20 protein-coding genes are annotated in these 17889 nt (G+C 36.8%); 1 reads left to right on the plus strand and 19 read right to left on the minus strand.

Features of this window, described 5'->3' with window-relative positions; genetic code table 11:
- Positions 1–2: 2 nt before the first annotated feature.
- From yidD to AC3QLY_RS03800, 18 genes are all read right to left on the minus strand, one after another.
- Positions 3–233 (minus strand): membrane protein insertion efficiency factor YidD, encoded by a 231-nt coding sequence (gene yidD, locus AC3QLY_RS03715; protein ID WP_074419623.1) that lies wholly within the window; start codon positions 231–233, stop codon positions 3–5.
- Complete coding sequence (gene rnpA / locus AC3QLY_RS03720) at positions 208–618, minus strand: ribonuclease P protein component (protein WP_074419627.1); 411 nt, start codon at positions 616–618, stop codon at positions 208–210. The genes yidD and rnpA overlap by 26 nt, the downstream gene beginning before the upstream one ends.
- Before the next feature lie 76 nt (positions 619–694).
- Complete coding sequence (rpmH, locus tag AC3QLY_RS03725) at positions 695–850, minus strand: 50S ribosomal protein L34 (protein WP_074419624.1); 156 nt, start codon at positions 848–850, stop codon at positions 695–697.
- A gap of 218 nt (positions 851–1068) precedes the next feature.
- The gene (gene murI / locus AC3QLY_RS03730) at positions 1069–1899 is read right to left on the minus strand and encodes a glutamate racemase (protein ID WP_218331223.1); all 831 of its coding nucleotides are present in this window, start codon (positions 1897–1899) and stop codon (positions 1069–1071) included.
- Positions 1900–1969: 70 nt separating this feature from the next.
- Positions 1970–2569, minus strand: a complete 600-nt coding sequence (locus AC3QLY_RS03735) for an OmpH/Skp family outer membrane protein (RefSeq protein ID WP_218331222.1) — start codon at positions 2567–2569, stop codon at positions 1970–1972.
- A gap of 38 nt (positions 2570–2607) precedes the next feature.
- On the minus strand, positions 2608–3126 hold the full coding sequence (locus AC3QLY_RS03740; protein ID WP_068243730.1) for an OmpH/Skp family outer membrane protein: 519 nt from the start codon (positions 3124–3126) through the stop codon (positions 2608–2610).
- A gap of 87 nt (positions 3127–3213) precedes the next feature.
- Positions 3214–6045 (minus strand): BamA/OMP85 family outer membrane protein, encoded by a 2832-nt coding sequence (locus AC3QLY_RS03745; protein WP_228733201.1) that lies wholly within the window; start codon positions 6043–6045, stop codon positions 3214–3216.
- A gap of 85 nt (positions 6046–6130) precedes the next feature.
- A complete protein-coding gene (gene uppS / locus AC3QLY_RS03750) occupies positions 6131–6892 on the minus strand; it encodes an undecaprenyl pyrophosphate synthase (RefSeq protein WP_218331221.1) in 762 nt (253 codons plus the stop codon).
- A gap of 179 nt (positions 6893–7071) precedes the next feature.
- A complete protein-coding gene (gene porG / locus AC3QLY_RS03755) occupies positions 7072–7923 on the minus strand; it encodes a type IX secretion system protein PorG (protein ID WP_492990664.1) in 852 nt (283 codons plus the stop codon).
- Positions 7924–7994: 71 nt separating this feature from the next.
- Positions 7995–8873 carry an NAD kinase gene (locus tag AC3QLY_RS03760; protein ID WP_068243529.1) on the minus strand — a complete coding sequence of 293 codons (879 nt, stop codon included), beginning with the start codon at positions 8871–8873 and terminating at the stop codon, positions 7995–7997.
- A gap of 178 nt (positions 8874–9051) precedes the next feature.
- Positions 9052–10536, minus strand: a complete 1485-nt coding sequence (locus AC3QLY_RS03765) for a POTRA domain-containing protein (RefSeq protein WP_492990666.1) — start codon at positions 10534–10536, stop codon at positions 9052–9054.
- A gap of 42 nt (positions 10537–10578) precedes the next feature.
- A complete protein-coding gene (locus AC3QLY_RS03770; RefSeq protein ID WP_218331107.1) occupies positions 10579–11238 on the minus strand; it encodes a CBS domain-containing protein in 660 nt (219 codons plus the stop codon).
- A gap of 30 nt (positions 11239–11268) precedes the next feature.
- Positions 11269–12048 carry an alpha/beta fold hydrolase gene (locus tag AC3QLY_RS03775; RefSeq protein ID WP_218331106.1) on the minus strand — a complete coding sequence of 260 codons (780 nt, stop codon included), beginning with the start codon at positions 12046–12048 and terminating at the stop codon, positions 11269–11271.
- A gap of 204 nt (positions 12049–12252) precedes the next feature.
- The gene (locus tag AC3QLY_RS03780) at positions 12253–12762 is read right to left on the minus strand and encodes a CvpA family protein (protein WP_074420132.1); all 510 of its coding nucleotides are present in this window, start codon (positions 12760–12762) and stop codon (positions 12253–12255) included.
- Positions 12763–12873: 111 nt separating this feature from the next.
- The gene (locus tag AC3QLY_RS03785; RefSeq protein WP_218331104.1) at positions 12874–13326 is read right to left on the minus strand and encodes a GatB/YqeY domain-containing protein; all 453 of its coding nucleotides are present in this window, start codon (positions 13324–13326) and stop codon (positions 12874–12876) included.
- A gap of 33 nt (positions 13327–13359) precedes the next feature.
- Entirely contained in the window at positions 13360–13710 is a 351-nt protein-coding gene (gldC, locus tag AC3QLY_RS03790) for a gliding motility protein GldC (protein ID WP_218331103.1), read from the minus strand.
- Positions 13711–13807: 97 nt separating this feature from the next.
- Complete coding sequence (locus tag AC3QLY_RS03795) at positions 13808–14938, minus strand: glycosyltransferase family 4 protein (protein ID WP_074419077.1); 1131 nt, start codon at positions 14936–14938, stop codon at positions 13808–13810.
- A 39-nt stretch (positions 14939–14977) separates the two neighbouring features.
- Positions 14978–15829 carry a 3-hydroxyacyl-CoA dehydrogenase family protein gene (locus AC3QLY_RS03800; protein WP_074419078.1) on the minus strand — a complete coding sequence of 284 codons (852 nt, stop codon included), beginning with the start codon at positions 15827–15829 and terminating at the stop codon, positions 14978–14980.
- 75 nt (positions 15830–15904) lie between these two features.
- On the opposite strand from AC3QLY_RS03800, the gene AC3QLY_RS03805 reads away from it, so the two are divergent.
- Positions 15905–16495: a MerR family transcriptional regulator gene (locus AC3QLY_RS03805; RefSeq protein ID WP_081298630.1), complete on the plus strand. Its 591-nt coding sequence runs from the start codon at positions 15905–15907 to the stop codon at positions 16493–16495.
- Here AC3QLY_RS03805 and AC3QLY_RS03810 read toward each other — a convergent pair.
- A complete protein-coding gene (locus tag AC3QLY_RS03810) occupies positions 16492–17601 on the minus strand; it encodes a mechanosensitive ion channel family protein (protein ID WP_218331101.1) in 1110 nt (369 codons plus the stop codon). The genes AC3QLY_RS03805 and AC3QLY_RS03810 overlap by 4 nt on opposite strands.
- Between the last annotated feature and the right edge of the window lie 288 nt (positions 17602–17889).

A 17889-nucleotide genomic window follows, 5' to 3' on the forward strand; every position in this document is an offset into this window, starting at 1 on the left:
ATTTAAGGTACTGGATCATGGCCATGGCCACCCCAGGGATGGCATGAACTGATACGTTTAATAGAAAGCCAACCACCTTTAAAAATGCCATATTTTTTTAATGCCTCAATGGCATATTGTGAGCAGGTGGGCGTATACCGGCATTTAGGGCCAATATTGGGCGATATGACGTATTGATAAAATTTTATCAACCCAATCAAAGGCCAACTAAGTATTTTTAGTATCCATTTCATGCAAAATCTGGTACAATTGAACCAGTAATTTATGTGATGCCGAATGTAGTTTTTGCTGATTGGGCATTTCCTTTCCAACATAAATAATAAACAAATACAGTTGGTGTGGCTTTTCAGTCAATAATTGCTGCAGTTTAACTTTATTTAACCGGTATGCTTCACGCATTAATCTTTTAATCCGATTGCGTTGTACCGCCTTTTTGAAATGTCGGCTGCTAACCGTTACCCCTGCTTTTAACACCGCATCATCACCCGTTCGTGGTGCTATTTGATATAAAATTTTAAAAGGATAACTGTACAGTTGCATACCTTTCACAAACAAAACCTCAATTTGCTTGCGGCTTTTTAATTTTTCGTGTTTGGAATATGAAAAAAGGCCAGACATATTTAAAAAATTATACATGAAAAAAGCCTCATCCCGAAGGTGAGGCTTTTAAAGATATGAATAGAATTGAAATTGACTATTTTAATCCTTTCTCGCTGGATACGGTTAATTTTTTGCGACCCTTCCTTCTGCGACTGGCTAATACCTTTCTTCCATTAGCAGTTTGCATACGTTTGCGAAAACCGTGAACCGATTTACGGCGACGCTTATGTGGTTGGAATGTACGTTTCATAATAATTTTATTTTTCTAACCCAATAATAATTTTTCAACTTCAACAGTGGCCACCATACCACTCTTTTGTGAAAGGATGGCAAAGGTAAGGGCACAGACTGAAAATTTGAACTTTTGCCCTAATTTTTTTTAACTCAGCCTATTTCTGCTCATTCAAATGCAAAAAAACATGAAGCGGAATGCAAATATTATTGAAAAAGAGGTATACAAAAGCAGTTTTAACCTATTTCTACCTGCATGGCCTGAATGGGTAGTTCATAAAATAACCCGGCCTGTTGCTCAAAATTTTTTGAATCATCCGTAGTAAAAAAAGATTTACTGCCATTTTTGGTGCATTTTTCATCCATTTCAGGATGTCGCATTAAGTAGTTCTGCAAACTTTTGGCTACAATTCCACCTTGCACAATTACCTGAATATGTGGCGGTAATGCGGCTTTAATTTTATTGAACAATAGCGGATAATGCGTGCAGGCTAGTAAAACCGTATCAATAGCTGCACTTTGCGCCAATAATTGTTGCGTGTATTTAGTAACAAAATAATCGGCGCCGGCATTAAGGTGTTCGTTATTTTCGATCAGTGGTACCCACATAGGACAGGCCTGTTGCCAAATCTTTACTTCGGGAAAAAACTTTTTAATTTCGAGTGGATAAGATTGTGATGATACCGTTCCCTGGGTACCCATTATACCGATATGCCCAGTTTTGGAAAATGACCCAATAACTTCGGCTGAAGGCCTGATGACACCCAACACACGTTTATGAGCCCCAATAACCGGTAGATTTTTTTGCTGAATGGTACGCAATGCCTTAGCAGATGCTGTATTACATGCTACAATCACCAACGAACAACCCCGGGCAAAAAACCATTCTACACATTGCAGGGTATAATGATAAACCGTTTCAAAACTGCGTGAACCATACGGAGTTCTGGCATTATCACCCAAATAGATATAATCATATTGCGGCAATAAAGCAGTTACTTCTTTTAAAACAGTTAACCCGCCATAACCACTGTCGAATACGCCAATTGGACCCTTCTGTGTTAGCATAGCTCAAAAATAAGAAAGCATCCGACCTTTTCATGCTGCGGATACTTCTTTATTGATGTTTAAAATATTTTTAGTGTTTCACAGGTGCTTTAGAGGGTGTTGTTCCACCTGAAGTACTAATACCCAACGCTTTTATTTGGTCTTCCAGTTCTTTGGGTAAAGGAATTTTCATTTTAGCCAGTACACGTAATGTTAATTCCTCCGATTTTTCAGCATACAACAGTGCATCGGGTTTAAATACATAATTATATTTTTGCTCTGCCATTACAGTCTGAAAAGCCTTTCCAATTATATCATAATATGGCTGCAATAATTGCTGTTGTTTTTGTTGCATCATTTGGTTTTGGTATTGCTGCCAGTTTTGGAGTTTGGCAAACTGATCAGCCAAATCTTTCTGCATAATTGATTTCATACTGGAATTCATACGGGCAGAATCTGCTTTGTAAATACTGTCTTTTCTTTTAAACTCGCTAATGGCATAATCTCTTTGTACATTCAGCGAATCGGTCATGTATTGATTCAAAAGCGTATCTACTTTTTGAATACCGGGCATTAATGCCAAAACATTTTGTTCATCGAAAATACCAATTTTAATGTTTTGGGCCATTGTAGTGCCCACCATTACCATACTCAAACCAAGGGCGGCAAATAATACTATTGCTTTCTTCATTTTTTTTGTTTTATAGATTGTTTTTTGTTTGTGTTATTTTAAGGTTTTATACCCAGTTCGCGCAGTACATCATCACTCTTATCTAATTTTGGGTCGACAAATATAACAGTAATTCCTTCACTTTTATCCAGAACAAAATCATAAGCTTTTTCAACAGCAATTTTTTGAATGGCATTGTATACTTTGTCTTGAATTGGCTTTATCAATCGTTGGCGTTCTTTAAACACATCTCCATCATAACCGAACCTTTTTTTCTGCAAATCACGTACCTCTTTTTCTTTATTAAACAATTCTGCTTCGCGTTTATTTTTTAGTTCATCGCTTAACATTACCTGTTCAGCGGCATAATTTTTATACATCTGATCCAGTGCAGCCTGTTTATCATCTATTTCTTTTTGCCACTGCTCACTAATCAGTTGAATTTGTTTATTTGCCTGAACATATTCGGGCATTTTGTTTAAAATATACTTGGTATCTATTACGGCATAACGTTGCGCCTGCACTGCACCCAGACTGAGCAGGATACAGCCAATCAGTAAAAATGATAATTTTTTCATACCTGTATTTTTCAATTTATGAACATCCTCCTGCTTGGTTGCAGTGGCTGTATTTAACCATACAAATTAAGCAAATTTAATACAATCCTATTCCGGTTCAAATCCTAACATAAAGGTAAATCTGGAAATATCTTTTAAGCTGGCACCGGGAGTATACCTATCTAACCCTATTCCATAATCAAATCCCAGCAATCCGAACATGGGCAAAAAGAAGCGCATACCCACACCCACTGAACGCCTTAATTGGAAAGGGTTGTAATCTTTTAAATCATACCATCCATTGGCTGCTTCAAAAAAGGATTCTGCATAAATAGTACTACTCGGGTTTAAACTTAATGGATATCTTAATTCTGCCGTATACTTATTAAACATGGTGAAGTACTGACTGGCGCCGGTTTGATCAGGGTTGATTCTTGGATTAGAAGTTTCATACACTGGATAACCTCTTTGCGAAATGATATCATATCCAATTAAAGCATACTGGTTACTTAAACCGGCATCACCCAACTGAAAACGCTCGAACGGCGAAATTTGCAATTGCGGATTATACCTTCCCAGAAAACCAAACTTAGCAGCTAATTTCAATACAAACATTTTATTGTGATCTTCACCGGTGCCTTTGCTTAAAGGCACATACCATTCACCATTAAAGCGCCATTTGTGGTATTCAATAAAATTGTACGGATCGTTTTGTGTAACCACACCCGGATTAAATGCTGAGTATGGCGGTGTTACTGCTAAACTGGCCAAAAATGTAGAACCCGAAGTTGGGAATAAAGGCTGGTTAACAGAAGATCGTTGCAATGCAACTTTAAAGTTGAAGTTATTGGAAATACCATTGTTAAATAAGGTTCCATCCCTCAATTTCAACTGTTGGCTGATGGCATAATTCACCAATTGATAACGCGTATAGTTTACAGAGAATGAAAGGGAAAAATAATCATCGGGCCAGGTTAACTGTTTGCTATAAGATACCGAAGCACCGGTTGTTTTTAGGAATGAACGACCTGCTGCTGCTGCAGTATAGGTACCGGTAAGCGGGTCGTAGGCATTGGCAAATTTGGTATCGTAAATAGAAAAAGTTAATGCATTTCTTTTTTTACCCCCTACCCAGGGTTCAGTGAAAGAGAAATTATAGGAACGAAATGCCCGCCCGTTACTTTGTACACGGAAACTCAATTTTTGTCCATCGCCCATTGGTAATGGGTCCCAGGCTTTTTTACTGAATATATTTTTGATGGAGAAGTTATTGAAGGAAACACCCACTGTTCCGGTTAATCCAATAGCACCACCCCAGCCGGCACTCAGCTCCAGCTGATCGCTTGATTTTTCTTCCAATGTATAGTTAATATCTACTGTTCCATCATCAGGGTTAGGAATAGGATTAATGCCAATTTTTTCCTGATTAAAATAATTTAACTGCGCAATTTCACGCTGAGAGCGAATTAGATCGGTTCTACTAAATTTCTCACCCGGAATGGTGCGTAATTCGCGTCGGATAACATATTCTTTTGTTTTATCATTGCCTGAAATCCGTACATTTTTAATAGTAGCTTGTGGACCTTCTACCATCCTGATTTCATAATCGATGGTATCATTGTATACTGCAGTTTCAACCGGATCAGCTCTGAAGAAAAGGTAACCATTATCTAAATACAAGCTGCTGATATCGGCACTACCATCGGGAGCACCGCCACCTTTACCCAGGCGCTTGTTCAATATTTCCATATTGTACGTATCGCCTTTTTTAATGCCGAGTATTACAGTTAAAATAGAATCAGAATAAATGGTATTTCCCCTCCAGCTAATGTTTCCAAAATAATATTTATGGCCTTCACTTATTGCAATATCAATATCTAAATTTCCTTTTGAATTTTTAAATACCTGGTCTTTTACAATTTGAGCATCGCGGTAACCAATGGAGTTATAAAAATCAATAATCGATTCTTTGTCTTCGTTATATTTCTTCTCATTATATTTGGCAGAAACAAAGGGTTTTATGCGGATATATGGAGCTACTACTTTACGTGTATCTGTAAAGTTTAAAAAGCCTTTATCACGCATGTATTGTTGAAAAGTATAGGGTTGTGGTTTAATAAACCCGCTGGAATCAATCGATGGGAATAAGGTTAAATGGCCTTTTTCTTTGGTTCCCTTCATTTGTTTTTTTAGTTTGGCGGCATCTACAGTATTGCCGGCAAAATAAATATCGCTGATTTTAATTTTTCCGCCCCTGTCTACCACAAATACCAAATCCATTGAATTAGAACGGGTAGAATCTTTTATTTCCTGAATGGTTACATGGGCATTTTGATAGCCTTTATCGAAGAAATATTTACGAATGGCTTCTGAAGCAGTACGTTTCATGTTTTCGGTAACTACCCTTCCCGGCACTAGTCCGGTTTTGGAATTTAAATCGTCGGTAGCTCCTTTCCCAATGCCTTTAAAATAAAATTTTGAGAGGCGTGGCCTTTCGGTAACATTTATTTCAATGTCAATATTAGTACCTACTAATTTGGTAATATAAATTTCAACATTCGAGAAGTAATTCTGACTCCATAATTTATTAATGGCTCTTGAAAAATTATCGCCGCCCGGAATCACCACTTCATCACCCACATTTAATCCGGAGATCGAAATCAGCAGGTTTTCATCAAAATATTTGTTGCCGGTTACTTTAATGGATTCAATTTTATATTTTTTAGGTGTTTTTTGATTGAAGATGTTAATCAGATCTGCATCTATAGAGGTAATGGTTGTATCGGCTTTTTGTTGGGCATATACACACAGGTGAAAGGAACTAAGAAATAAAGCAAGAGTCAAAAGCTTAAGCGTTTTCTGCATCCGAATAGGGTTTTTTGGTATGGTTGCCGTTCTATTGTACCATAAAAAAGTAGCATTAGACAGTTGTTTCAGCATATATTAACTGGAGCAAATTAAAGGGAATAATTAAAAGTGTTTGTTAAATCGGCCGTTAAATTCATCACAATAGCATATTAAATTTTTATTTGTGTATTTCCTTCGCTTTAATTTGCCTGCTAATTTTTCCAAAACGCCGCTCCCGCATTTGAAAGTCGATAATGGCTTCATAAAGGTTTTCTTTTCTAAAGTCGGGCCAGCGTGTATTGGTAAAATACAATTCGGCATACGCCAATTGGTATAATAAAAAATTACTGATTCTATACTCTCCACTGGTTCTAATCATCAATTCTGGATCGGGCAGGTTACTGGTGCTCAGGTATTTTTGCAAGGTATCCTGATTAATGCTATCGGGTTCAATTTTACCGGCCTTTACATCTTTTGCAATGTTTTTTACGGCATTTACCAACTCCCATCGGCTACTGTAACTTAATGCCATTACCAGATTTAAACCTGTATTGGCGGCAGTAAGCTCCAGAGCTTCGTTTAAAGCTGTTCTGGCAAAATCGGGTAACATACGCAACTCTCCAATTACGTGTAACCGAATGTTGTTTTTGTTCAACACCGGCACCTCCTTGCGAATGGTTTCAACCAGCAATGCCATTAACCCTTCTACTTCGGGTTGTGGTCTGTCCCAATTTTCGGTGCTAAATGCATATAATGTAAGGTATTCAATGCCCAGCTCTGCACATCCTTCTACAATATTACGTACACTTTCTACCCCATGAAAATGGCCATATAAGCGCTCCTGACCCTTTTCTTCTGCCCAACGGCCATTGCCATCCATAATAATAGCAATATGGCGGGGTAGTCTGGATGTATCAATTTGTTGTAATAAGGCTTGCATGTAAAACCCGTACTATTTTGTAGCGGCAAATGTATGGAAAGCAATGGGTTTGTAGATAAAAATATAGCAGTAGGGAGCAAGGTTTTATTGCTTTTTTATCCGGCAATTCTTTATTGCTCTAAAAAGTATAGGTATCACAGGCTGTTTTTAGTTTTCCTACCTTGTAAATTAGCCCCTTCTTAATGTGATGGGCATTTATAAGATTGTAAATTGAAGGATACTCCTACTTGCAAAGAAACATAAGAATCATTTTTCAAGCTGGTGCCACGTTGGCGTCCTTTAATACCAATTACGGTGCCTGTTTCATAACTACGGTCTTGCAATAAAACCCAGGTGGTTGGATTTCCATTGGCACCTACGGCAGGGTAAGCATCGGGAGCATATGTAGTGCTTACATCATCTATATAATCCGTATTAGTAAACCGGTAAGTTACTTCAGCAAACAGGTTCATTTTTTCATTTAAAGCATATTTCACCCCTAACCCAAACGGAATACACAATGCTGTAGTGCCATATTGTTTACGATTAGGGTATAGCGGGCTGCCCTGGCCTTCTGTACCTAATGGGCGTAAATAAACTTTAGTTCCATTTAAATAAGTGTAAGGATTGTAAGAAAAAATACCAATCCCCAAACTTACATAAGGGGTAAATCGATATTCAGGGAAACCGGGCAAAAATTTAAAGAAATTAAAATCGCCACTAATGGCCATTTCCCAAATATCTGTATTAAAACTCAGATTACGGCGGCGTTGAAAAGGATTATCGCTATACTTATCTGAATAGCCCAAAAACAAATAATTGCCCGATAAACGAATTCCTACGTAATTGTTGATTTGTTTACGATAGAATAAGCCGCCGGAAAATTTGGGTTTATTCAATTTGCCGGTAGGGTTCAAATCACCAAAATAATGACCGAGCCCAAGGGAAGCCCCAAACTCCCCGTCGTGCACAAAGCTATCATACATTTGCGCATGCAAAGGCAGGTTAGATACGAGGCAGAGGGTGAATAACAGCCAATACTTTCTTATCATCAGATAGCAATATAATTTTATGTAAATATAAGTTTAAATTACAACCTCATTAAAAAATAATGATAACATTACTAATTTCTTTTATCGAGCCCCCAGGTTAATTTAGAATGCAGGGTAGAAAGAAAACTATTTTCATTTAACCGTATTAAGTTTACATGAAACTTTTCTTTTCGAATGGCAATTTGTGTATTGATGTCTACAATTTCTTTTCGGGCATCTAAAGCACAAATAAACTGATCGGTTCTGCCTTCTACTTCAAATGAAATAACACTGGTATCTGCTACAACGATGGGCCGTACATTTAAATTGTGCGGTGCCACCGAGGTAATTACAAAACTGGGTGAATCGGGAAATAAAATGGGGCCGTTACAACTCATATTATATCCTGTTGAACCCGTTGGTGTAGCAATAATTAAGCCATCTGCCCAATAAGTATTTAAAAATTCACCATTTAAATAAGTGTGAATTTTTATCATGGGCGAAGTATCTCTTTTATGTATTGAAAATTCATTCAATGCAAAGGGTGCATTGTTAAATAATGGCACATTGGCATCAATATGCAATAAACTTCTTTTATCTACTACAAAAGTGCGGTTCATCAGTGCATCTACGGCACTGGAAAGTTCATCAGGACTAATACTTGCCAGAAAACCAAGCCGACCAAAATTGATACCCAGAATAGGAATATTGCTGTTGCGAATTAAAGTAACCGCATCTAACATGGTTCCATCCCCTCCTAAACTGATTAAACATTCTACTTCTGCATCAAAATCATCTGCACTTTGAAAAGGCGTAATATGTTGCAATAAGGCTGCAGGCAATGGAAATCTTCCTAACAATGACCGGTATAATAATATTCCAATATTTTGCTGTATTAATAATTCTACCAGCAGTTGCAATGGATTGCCCTGTTCTATATCTAAACCACGGCTATAAATAGCTACTTTCATTTGTTTATTATTTATTTTCTACAATAGGAAATATTCCTGACTTGTATAAATTTTGCTTTCAAGAAATGGTTGGATTTTTAAAACCGCTACAATTAATGATGTGATTTTTTAATTCTAAGTTTTAGGGATGACAGTCAACAAAGGCAGGTTGCACCATTTTGTACATCAACGCCATCGGCTAAAAACTATTATTGGCATGTAAATATAAACCTTTGCCTCCGAGTTGATTAAAACTGTATTCAAAACGAAATACAAAATCGTAAATAGATACAATATCCAATCCAAAACCCCATGTATGCAACAGTTTGTTGTTTAATAAATTATTGTTCACATAAGGGTTATAAGCATACCCTACATCCGTATATATTTTGGCATAAAACCGAAAAGGTATTTTATCGTGTGTTTTACTTTTTATAGGATTTTTGAAAATATAGGTAAACAGTTGCCTGTTTAAAGAAAAATGTGCCAATCCACCGGCCATCCCATCTGCCACATAATATTCCAATCCGCTCATTTGATAGCTGCCATAACCCAATAAAGCCTGACTGAAAAAATAGGGATTATAAGGAAATTTAACAGTAGCAGAAGCATCGGCAACAATAAAAGTTTTGGGCATAATGGGTTTTGCAAACAATCCATATAAACCAAACTGCCATAAGTTGGTAGTTTTATCAATACCTCTTTTATATAAACTACCTTGTGCCTGCCAACCATCTGTGGGATAAACATTATAATCGGTTTTAAAATATTGATAGATGTACGAAAAATCAATATACTTTACCTGGTTTAACCCATTGGGGAAGAACTGCGGATTTAAAGCCGCAACGGTATCGGCTATGGCATCATGATCATATGAAACCCTGAAATAATGGCGCTGGTACTGATCGGGACGATAAGAATAGGTGGCATCAAAACGGTAAAAGGTACGGGCATAATTGTTATCATTCTTAAAAAATAATTGCTGATTGGTAAGGCTGGTGGCATAATTCACCTCACGTTGGTTAGAGTATGCAAAGCCCACATTAATGCCCTGCTTTAATTTTTTATCGAAAAAAGGCAAATTGTATCGCAGTGCCACCTGTTGGTTATAACCATTAATCAACCAGATATTTAAATTATCGTTCTGGCCTGTAAAATTGTTATAATTAAATTTAATACCATAATTCACCCGGCTAAAACTGCGGTGTTGCTGCACCCACCATTCATTAAAATTTCTGTCTACCAACCGAAAATAAGGCAGCGGCAAAAAATACAATCGCTCTTTTACGCGTATATGAACAAAGGCAATATTACCCTGTAAACGATCTACATAAACACTATCATCCACAAATAAACCGGTATTATAAATCAATTCTTTTGACTCAATTAGTTTTTGCTGTAACTGTTCAGGGGTAAGCCTGTCACCTTTTTTCAATGTTGCTTCCCGCAAAATGATATAATCTTTTGTTTTTTTATTTCCGAAAATAGAAATGCCCCCAATAATGTATTCAACAGGTTTTTGTAAAGGAAGTCTTTCAATGGGTTGTGCCTGAATATGAATGAAGCAGAATAGTAAAATAACAAGGCACAAATAGCGCATAACAATAATAGATGGTTTTGCCGGATGGTAAAAGTAAGGTTTAGCTGTTATTTGCGTAAAAACACTTAAAAAAATTAACAACAATACATATACGTAATATACAAAGAAATGGTTGTGCAGGGTATGTTACACGTTGAGATAAGCCATAAGGTTATCGTAATTGTCTTTTATTTCGTTGGCATATAATTCCTCGCCAAAGTAATAGAGAATAGCATATTCATAACGCTGAAAAGTAGCAACAACATCACTTATTTCTGTTTTATTAATTTTAATAGCTACCTCTAAAAGACCGGTATCGTTATTAAAATAAGAGTTGAGTTGAGTAATAAATGCATCATTGGTTTCAACCAGCCGGTTAATTTCACCAAAAGAATAATTTTTTCTTTCCATTTGTAAAACAAGGGTAGCACCAGGCATATCTACGCCTATATAATGTGCTAAAATGCCGAGTAAATCTTCCGAACGAAGTATGCCTTCTAAAATGTTCTGCTCATTTACTACAGGAATTAAAGATAAATGGTGGGCAGCGGCCTGTTTTACTGCGGTAAGAATGAAATCGGTACTTTTAACAGCTACTGATTGTAAACCGTTTTGCAAGTTGCCAAGTATGGCATCGTCGGTTACATCTAACAACGCATCTTTATAAATAAGGCCAACATATTTATCATCCGCACAAAGGGGCCAATGGCGCAGATCGTAAGATTCCATTAACTCTAAAGCTTTATAAGCTTTATCTGTTAATTGTAATATTGGATAATCGGTATGTATGAATTGTTGTGCTAACATGCCAGTTGGTAACGTATTAAATATATTGTATTAACGTAATTGTTCGGCAGATTGTTTTATTTTAAACAGAAAGGATTCCAATATTTTATTGAATGCATCCGGCACTTCCATCATGGGCGCATGTCCGCATTTATCTATAAAATGCAATTCACTATTGGGAATCAGCTTGTTAAACTCTTTGCCTACAAAAGGTGGTGTAATGGTATCATTATTTCCCCAAATTAATAGGGTTGGCTGTTGAATCTGACTTAGTTCTTCACCCAAATTACTTCTGATGGCGCTTTTAGCCAGTGCTATTATTTTAATAACTTTTAAACGGTTATTGGTAATTTCAAACACTTCATCTACCAGTTCTTTGGTAGCCATGGCCGGATCATAAAAAGTTAATTCTGCTTTTTTTCGAATATATTCATAATCACCTCTTTTGGGGTAACTATCGCCCATTCCATTTTCAAAAAGCCCCGAACTACCTGTTAAAGTGAGTGTTTTAATTTTTTCAGGATGTTTTAAAATGTGCACCAATGCAACATGCCCGCCAAGCGAGTTGCCCAGCAAATGAATATTATCATAACCACGCATTTCAATAAATTTATGTACATGCTTTTCAAGGCCATGTACGGTGGTATGAAAAATATCTAATTCAAATAAGGGCAAAATGGGTACAATAACTTTGTGTGTTTTTCGAAAATGCTCTACCAAATACGTAAAATTACTCAATGCACCAAAAAGGCCATGCAACAACAATAATGGTTCACCTTCTCCCTCTTCGAGAAATTTAAACTTATCTATTTGTTTTAATTGATACTCCATGTTATGATACTTAAACCAAGTTCTACTGCGTGTTTGTTTACAAATAAAAGCAAAATATACCGAAAAAATAAAAGTCATTCCTCACTTGTGCTGCTACTTAGAACAGCAATCTGTTCGCTAAGTTATCATATTCCTGTTTGAGCTGAACAGATACCTAAATATAAAGAAAAAAAGTTGTTGCGGGCATCTGCCATTTTAAATGTGCTATATAGTTCTTAACTGATGTATGCTTTGTTCTAAAAAAGGAATCACCATCCCTGCTTTGTGCAGTAATATAGGTACATTTTTTTGAATATAAGGATAGCATTTAGAAGTTTGGATGACTGTATTGCTTAATACATGCACTTTAGCGGCATAATACATAATAATGGCACCAATACTTACATATAAAAATACATACAAAACCATACCCAATAACTTGTTCAACAAACCCATCCACAACAGTTCAATGGTTTGTTGCAGCAAATTGGCTAAAAAATGTACCACCACCATTACAATAGCCAATACCATCAAAAAGGCTACAAAACTCATCCACTGGCCACTTAATGTGGTTTGCGTTTGCAGCCAAACAGCTACCCACTCAAAGGTTTTAAATGCAATGACCAAACCCGCAATAATAGCCGCCATTGAAAATACAGCTACAATCAGGCCGCGTTTGTATCCTTTATACAAACCCAACAGTAGCAGCAATATTACCGGCACATCAATCAACATGATACATCCTTTTCAGTAAAAAATATTTTTCTGTAATGGAATGGTATTTATAGTAAAGCATGTTTACCATTAAGGTACCAGCACATTTATGAAAACAATAAACAAGCCATGCTATGATTGCAATAATTCTTTTACACAGGCTGCAATGGACTTTCCATCTGCCTGTCCGGATAGTTGTTTAGAGGCTACACCCATTACCTTTCCCAAATCGGCTGCAGTAGTAGCACCGGTGTCAGCTATAATTTTTTGAACGGCCTCTTTCAATGCTTCAGGCGATAATTGTTGGGGTAAAAACTTTTCTATAACGGCTATTTCTTCTTCTTCTTTTATTGCCAAATCGGGACGGTTTTGTTTTTGATAAATTTCTAAAGAGTCTTTTCTTTGTTTCACCAACTTCTGCAACAGTTTCAATTCTGCTTCGCCTGAAATTTGTCCGTTGGCCCCCGGTTCTGTTTTTGCTTTGATGATTTCTGCTTTTATGGCTCTTAAGCCTCTTAACAGGGCTTCATTTTTAGCTTTCATGGCTTCTTTCATTTCTGCCATTATTTTTTCTTCTAAGTTCATATTGTAAATGTTTTTTAATTTAAAATATCATGCTTACACCAACTTGTTTTGTTGCAGTTGAATTTCTCTGAATTTTTGATAAAAGCTTTTGGCAAATGCTTTCATATCTTCTACTAATTCCTTCTGCTGGGTTGCACGGGCAAAGGTGTCGGCCATTGACATAAGGTTTTGATAATAAAAATCGGCCATTTCATCTACCATCATTTCTTTGGTCCACAAATCAATTCGCAAAGCACTTTTATCAATCCCATCCCAAAAAGCCATCATCATGGCTTTTGCCTGTTGTGGCTCTTCTGCTGTACTATCACTTGCATTCCATTGAATATTGGCCGGAATTTTATCGGCATCTAAGGTAACTTTAATGTGAATATCTGATTGATGCATAATTGCTGATTTATGTAGCATAAAGTGGCAAAAATACAATATTCGGTTAAAGCCAACATGCAATTAACCGTGCATTGGCATAAAATATTAAAATGTATTATTTTTTTGTAAGCTGTTGCATTACCTCCCAGAAGCTTTCTGCGCTTGCCTCCCAACTAAATTTTGCGGCCTGAAGTTTTCCGGCATCAATCAATTGGTTGCGTTTTATTTCATCTTTATATATCAGTTGCATTTGTTGCGCCAACTCCTTTACATCATCGGGTGCAGCCAATAATGCCGCATTTCCTGCAATTTCGGGTAAGCTACCTGTGTTACTGCAAATTACCGGAGTACCGCTTTGCATAGCTTCAATTACAGGTACACCAAATCCTTCAAAAAAAGAAGGATAAATCAGTGCATAAGCTGCGGCCATGACATTTTGTAAAACCGCATCACTTACATAATCCAACAATACCACATCTTCGCGGTGTTTGTAGCTGTCTAATTTTTCAATAATATCATTGTATTGCCAGGCCAAACGGCCCACCACCAGTAATTTCATATTACTTTTCTGCCATTTTTTAAAAATGGTAAATGCTTTTAACAGATTCAGCAAATTTTTACGCGGATGAATACCACCCACAAATAAAAAATATTCACAACCATTGGCATATTGCGTTTTAATAGCCTGCCGCTCCGCAAATACTAAAGGTTGAAAACCCGGTTTGGCAGCATTGTACACTACTGTAGTTTTAGCTGCTGCAAATGGGTAATGTTGGGCAATATCAGCCTTCGAAAATTCAGAAACCGTTACAATGCTTTGTACTTTTTTTAAAAAGCGGGGAGTAAAATAGCGGTAATAATACAAATGATGTTTTGGAATAAAGGAAGGATGGTGTTTAAAAGCCAAATCATGCACCACCAGCAATTGTGGTATTTTTGATGTAAGCGAAGCAAAACCATAGGGCTGCACCAATACATCGGGCGAATATTTTCGCAAAGCCAATGGCACTTTTACATCATACCAATATTTAAATGACAGTGCATGCCTTGCCGCCGGGGTTATTACTAACGGTATTACATTGCTGCCTGTTATAAAAGCTTCATCATAAGGCCGGTCGAAAATAAAAATGAAATTTGTTTCCGGATGTTGCAGTACCAACCGTTTGAATATTTCGTGCACATAATTTCCATATCCTTCCAAAACATCTGCCCTTAAAAACCGGGCATTCAAAGCAACACATTTCATAACTAATTGATTAATGCAAGCGAATATTAAGCACTATGATTATTGATATTGATAAAACCCTGTTCCTGATTTTTTTCCTAACTGTTTTACTTCCACTTTTTGCTGTTGTAAAGCAGAAGGTGTTAACCGGGGAGGCTTTCCTAATGCTTCCCAAACAATACAACTTACACTGTAATTGATATCAATACCAATTAAATCCATTAATTTGAATGGGCCCATTTTAAAACCGGAAGCTTCCATCACGGCATCTACCTGTTCAACAGTAGCCAGTCCCTGCTCAACCAAACGCAAAGCCTCCAGATAGTAAGGCCTTGCCACCCTGTTTACAATAAAGCCGGGCGCATCATTGCAAACAACCGGCGTTTTACCCAATTGTTTACTTAATGCCAGCAATGTTGTTATTACTTCGGGTGCTGTTTGTTCTCCTTTAATTACTTCTACCAATTGCATAATGGTAGCCGGATTAAAAAAATGCAAGCCGGCCAGACATTGCGGGTGCGACACCGCCGCTGCCAACGCATTGATGGAAATAGAAGAGGTATTGCTGGCAAGAATCGTTTGGTATTGATTGATGGTTAGCACCTGATTTAACAAGGTTGCTTTTACCTCTTTTTGCTCAATAATTGCCTCTATCATTACCGGTGCAACACAATCGCTTAATTGATGTGTAAAATGCAATCGTTTTTGTATGGCGGCAAGTTCTGCACCTGCTATTTTACCTTTTTGTTGCAGGCTATCCAGATTCATCCAAATACGCCGCCGGCTGTTTTGCAAAATTGTTTCATTTACATCAAATAATATTGTATCTATCCCTTTTTGTGCACACAACTGTGCAATACCACTACCCATAGTACCGGCGCCACATACTGCAATGGTTGAAATTGTTTCCATATATGCTGCAAGATAATTACAATCTTTTATTGTGCATAGGATGCACAATTATATAATAGTTGCTAATTTTACTGCATGGCTTTACAGCAGTTAGATTTATTTGGTAACCCCGTTCCCGATGCAACCAGCAAAGGCAGGGTAATTTTTGCCAACGATAAAATTCAGGTAAAAATAAAAGCCAAACAAGTTTTTTCGCCCGATACGCCGGAAGCTACCGCCTCTGAATCCAACAACAATGAGATACCGTTAGTAGAGGCTACTACTAAAAATAAACGTGGAAGAAAATCATATAAAGTTTTACTAACAGCAGCCGAAGCCATAGAATTGCCCGACGATGCCACTTTGCAGCAAAAATTGTATCATCCTATAGGCGATGTGGCCAAATGGTTTAATGTAACCACTTCATTAATACGTTATTGGGAAAATGAATTTGATATTTTAAAACCTCGCAAAACCAGAAAGGGCGACAGGCTTTTTCGGTATGAAGACATTAAAAACATTGCCCTGATTTATTATTTGCTGCGCGATAAAAAACTAAGTATTGAAGGGGCCAAACAATACTTAAAAGCCAATAAAAACAAGGCTACAGAACAGTTTGAATTAGTGCAGTTATTAGAAAAAATGCGGCAGTTTTTATTAGAAATACAAACCAACCTAAACAGCTAGTTCTGTGGTGTACTGCTTATGTTTTTAACATGCACCTCTGTGTTGGCTGCCGCCAAATCAATGCCCAATTCCTGCACTTTTTGTATGGCAAATAAATTTACACTTTCGCACAGCAATAAAAAATCGCTGTACTCCTGTGGCATTTTTACATAATACAATGCACTAATAATATGTGCTTTTTTGCCCGCATCTACCAAATTCACCATACTGCTGGCTACCTGATTATTTTGCTGCAGGTAAGTTCTGATGGCATTCAGCAAATCATTCATCTGTGTTGGGGTTGTGGTTAAGCCCAACTCCATGCGCAATTCGGCCATACGCTGCGTGGTTAATGTAACATTATCTACCACACTATCTACCATTTGCTTATTGGGAATGGTGAGCAATGTTTTAGCAGCCGAGCGTATTTTGGTGCTGCGTAACCCTATTTTTTCGACCGTACCGGCAAAACTTTGCACTTTTACAAAATCGCCCACCCTAAAAGGTTTATCGAAAAAAATAATAAAGGAAGCAATTAAATTTTCAATGCTTTCTTTGGTAGCAAAAGCTACAGCTGCACCTACCAGACTTAAGCCGGTAAGTAACCCGCTTACATCGCGTTGAAAGGAAAATTTCAACACCATTAAAACACCCGCCAACACCAACAGTACTTTCAAAAAATCTTTAAAAAACAATAAAACCTGCCGGTCTGCAGATTCTTTTGATGTGGCTGCTTTATCGGCCATTACCAATGTAATAAAATCAATAATACGCAGGCAGAGCCAGATAAACACAATAATAAGTGCAGCATTGGAAAGGCTGTCAATCGCTTCAAAAAAAGTAACTTTATAAATGTGAAAATCAAACTCTTTCGGAAAATTTAATGCATCAAAGGCAGTAAAAGCAATAAACAACAACAAAAACAATTCTAAAGGCGGTAAAATGAGACTGATAAATGCATCGCGATGATTGATTTTGCCCTTTTTAGTAAAAATGCGATAAATAATTTTGGCTAAGTATTTAGAAATAAACCGTTTTACAATAAAAGCCAGTATAATAGTAGCCAGCACTACCATATAACTGCGTATGCTATTACCCAAAAAAACTTGTTTCAGAAATTGCTCCATAGCCTTTTATAATTGCTGTAAATCTACTGAAAAGAGGGAAAGTAAATATAGCAAGTGTAAATATCAATAAACCAAAATTTTAAAATACAGATTCAATCCAAAACAACCACAAGCAAAAATTTTCTATTTATATTTTGTTTATAATACATATTTAAGCTATATTAGCATAACAAAATATTTACTTATGAAAAAATATTTACCCCCCCCCGCACTATTTTTAAAAAACGATGGAATAAATGCGGTGTTGATGCTGAAGTTAATAAAATAAGGCTGTTCATCATTGCTGTC

It is taken from the genome of Hydrotalea sp. GW822-HT8A01, assembly GCF_058798575.1.

What these genes read in the sequence shown, in the direction of transcription:
- yidD (WP_074419623.1), bottom strand. Translation starts at nt 233, where the DNA reads ATGAAATGGATACTAAAAATACTTAGTTGGCCTTTGATTGGGTTGATA.
- rnpA (WP_074419627.1), bottom strand. Translation starts at nt 618, where the DNA reads ATGTCTGGCCTTTTTTCATATTCCAAACACGAAAAATTAAAAAGCCGC.
- rpmH (WP_074419624.1), bottom strand. Translation starts at nt 850, where the DNA reads ATGAAACGTACATTCCAACCACATAAGCGTCGCCGTAAATCGGTTCAC.
- murI (WP_218331223.1), bottom strand. Translation starts at nt 1,899, where the DNA reads ATGCTAACACAGAAGGGTCCAATTGGCGTATTCGACAGTGGTTATGGC.
- AC3QLY_RS03735 (WP_218331222.1), bottom strand. Translation starts at nt 2,569, where the DNA reads ATGAAGAAAGCAATAGTATTATTTGCCGCCCTTGGTTTGAGTATGGTA.
- AC3QLY_RS03740 (WP_068243730.1), bottom strand. Translation starts at nt 3,126, where the DNA reads ATGAAAAAATTATCATTTTTACTGATTGGCTGTATCCTGCTCAGTCTG.
- AC3QLY_RS03745 (WP_228733201.1), bottom strand. Translation starts at nt 6,045, where the DNA reads ATGCTGAAACAACTGTCTAATGCTACTTTTTTATGGTACAATAGAACG.
- uppS (WP_218331221.1), bottom strand. Translation starts at nt 6,892, where the DNA reads ATGCAAGCCTTATTACAACAAATTGATACATCCAGACTACCCCGCCAT.
- porG (WP_492990664.1), bottom strand. Translation starts at nt 7,923, where the DNA reads ATGATAAGAAAGTATTGGCTGTTATTCACCCTCTGCCTCGTATCTAAC.
- AC3QLY_RS03760 (WP_068243529.1), bottom strand. Translation starts at nt 8,873, where the DNA reads ATGAAAGTAGCTATTTATAGCCGTGGTTTAGATATAGAACAGGGCAAT.
- AC3QLY_RS03770 (WP_218331107.1), bottom strand. Translation starts at nt 11,238, where the DNA reads ATGTTAGCACAACAATTCATACATACCGATTATCCAATATTACAATTA.
- AC3QLY_RS03775 (WP_218331106.1), bottom strand. Translation starts at nt 12,048, where the DNA reads ATGGAGTATCAATTAAAACAAATAGATAAGTTTAAATTTCTCGAAGAG.
- AC3QLY_RS03780 (WP_074420132.1), bottom strand. Translation starts at nt 12,762, where the DNA reads ATGTTGATTGATGTGCCGGTAATATTGCTGCTACTGTTGGGTTTGTAT.
- AC3QLY_RS03785 (WP_218331104.1), bottom strand. Translation starts at nt 13,326, where the DNA reads ATGAACTTAGAAGAAAAAATAATGGCAGAAATGAAAGAAGCCATGAAA.
- gldC (WP_218331103.1), bottom strand. Translation starts at nt 13,710, where the DNA reads ATGCATCAATCAGATATTCACATTAAAGTTACCTTAGATGCCGATAAA.
- AC3QLY_RS03795 (WP_074419077.1), bottom strand. Translation starts at nt 14,938, where the DNA reads ATGAAATGTGTTGCTTTGAATGCCCGGTTTTTAAGGGCAGATGTTTTG.
- AC3QLY_RS03800 (WP_074419078.1), bottom strand. Translation starts at nt 15,829, where the DNA reads ATGGAAACAATTTCAACCATTGCAGTATGTGGCGCCGGTACTATGGGT.
- AC3QLY_RS03805 (WP_081298630.1), top strand. Translation starts at nt 15,905, where the DNA reads ATGGCTTTACAGCAGTTAGATTTATTTGGTAACCCCGTTCCCGATGCA.
- AC3QLY_RS03810 (WP_218331101.1), bottom strand. Translation starts at nt 17,601, where the DNA reads ATGGAGCAATTTCTGAAACAAGTTTTTTTGGGTAATAGCATACGCAGT.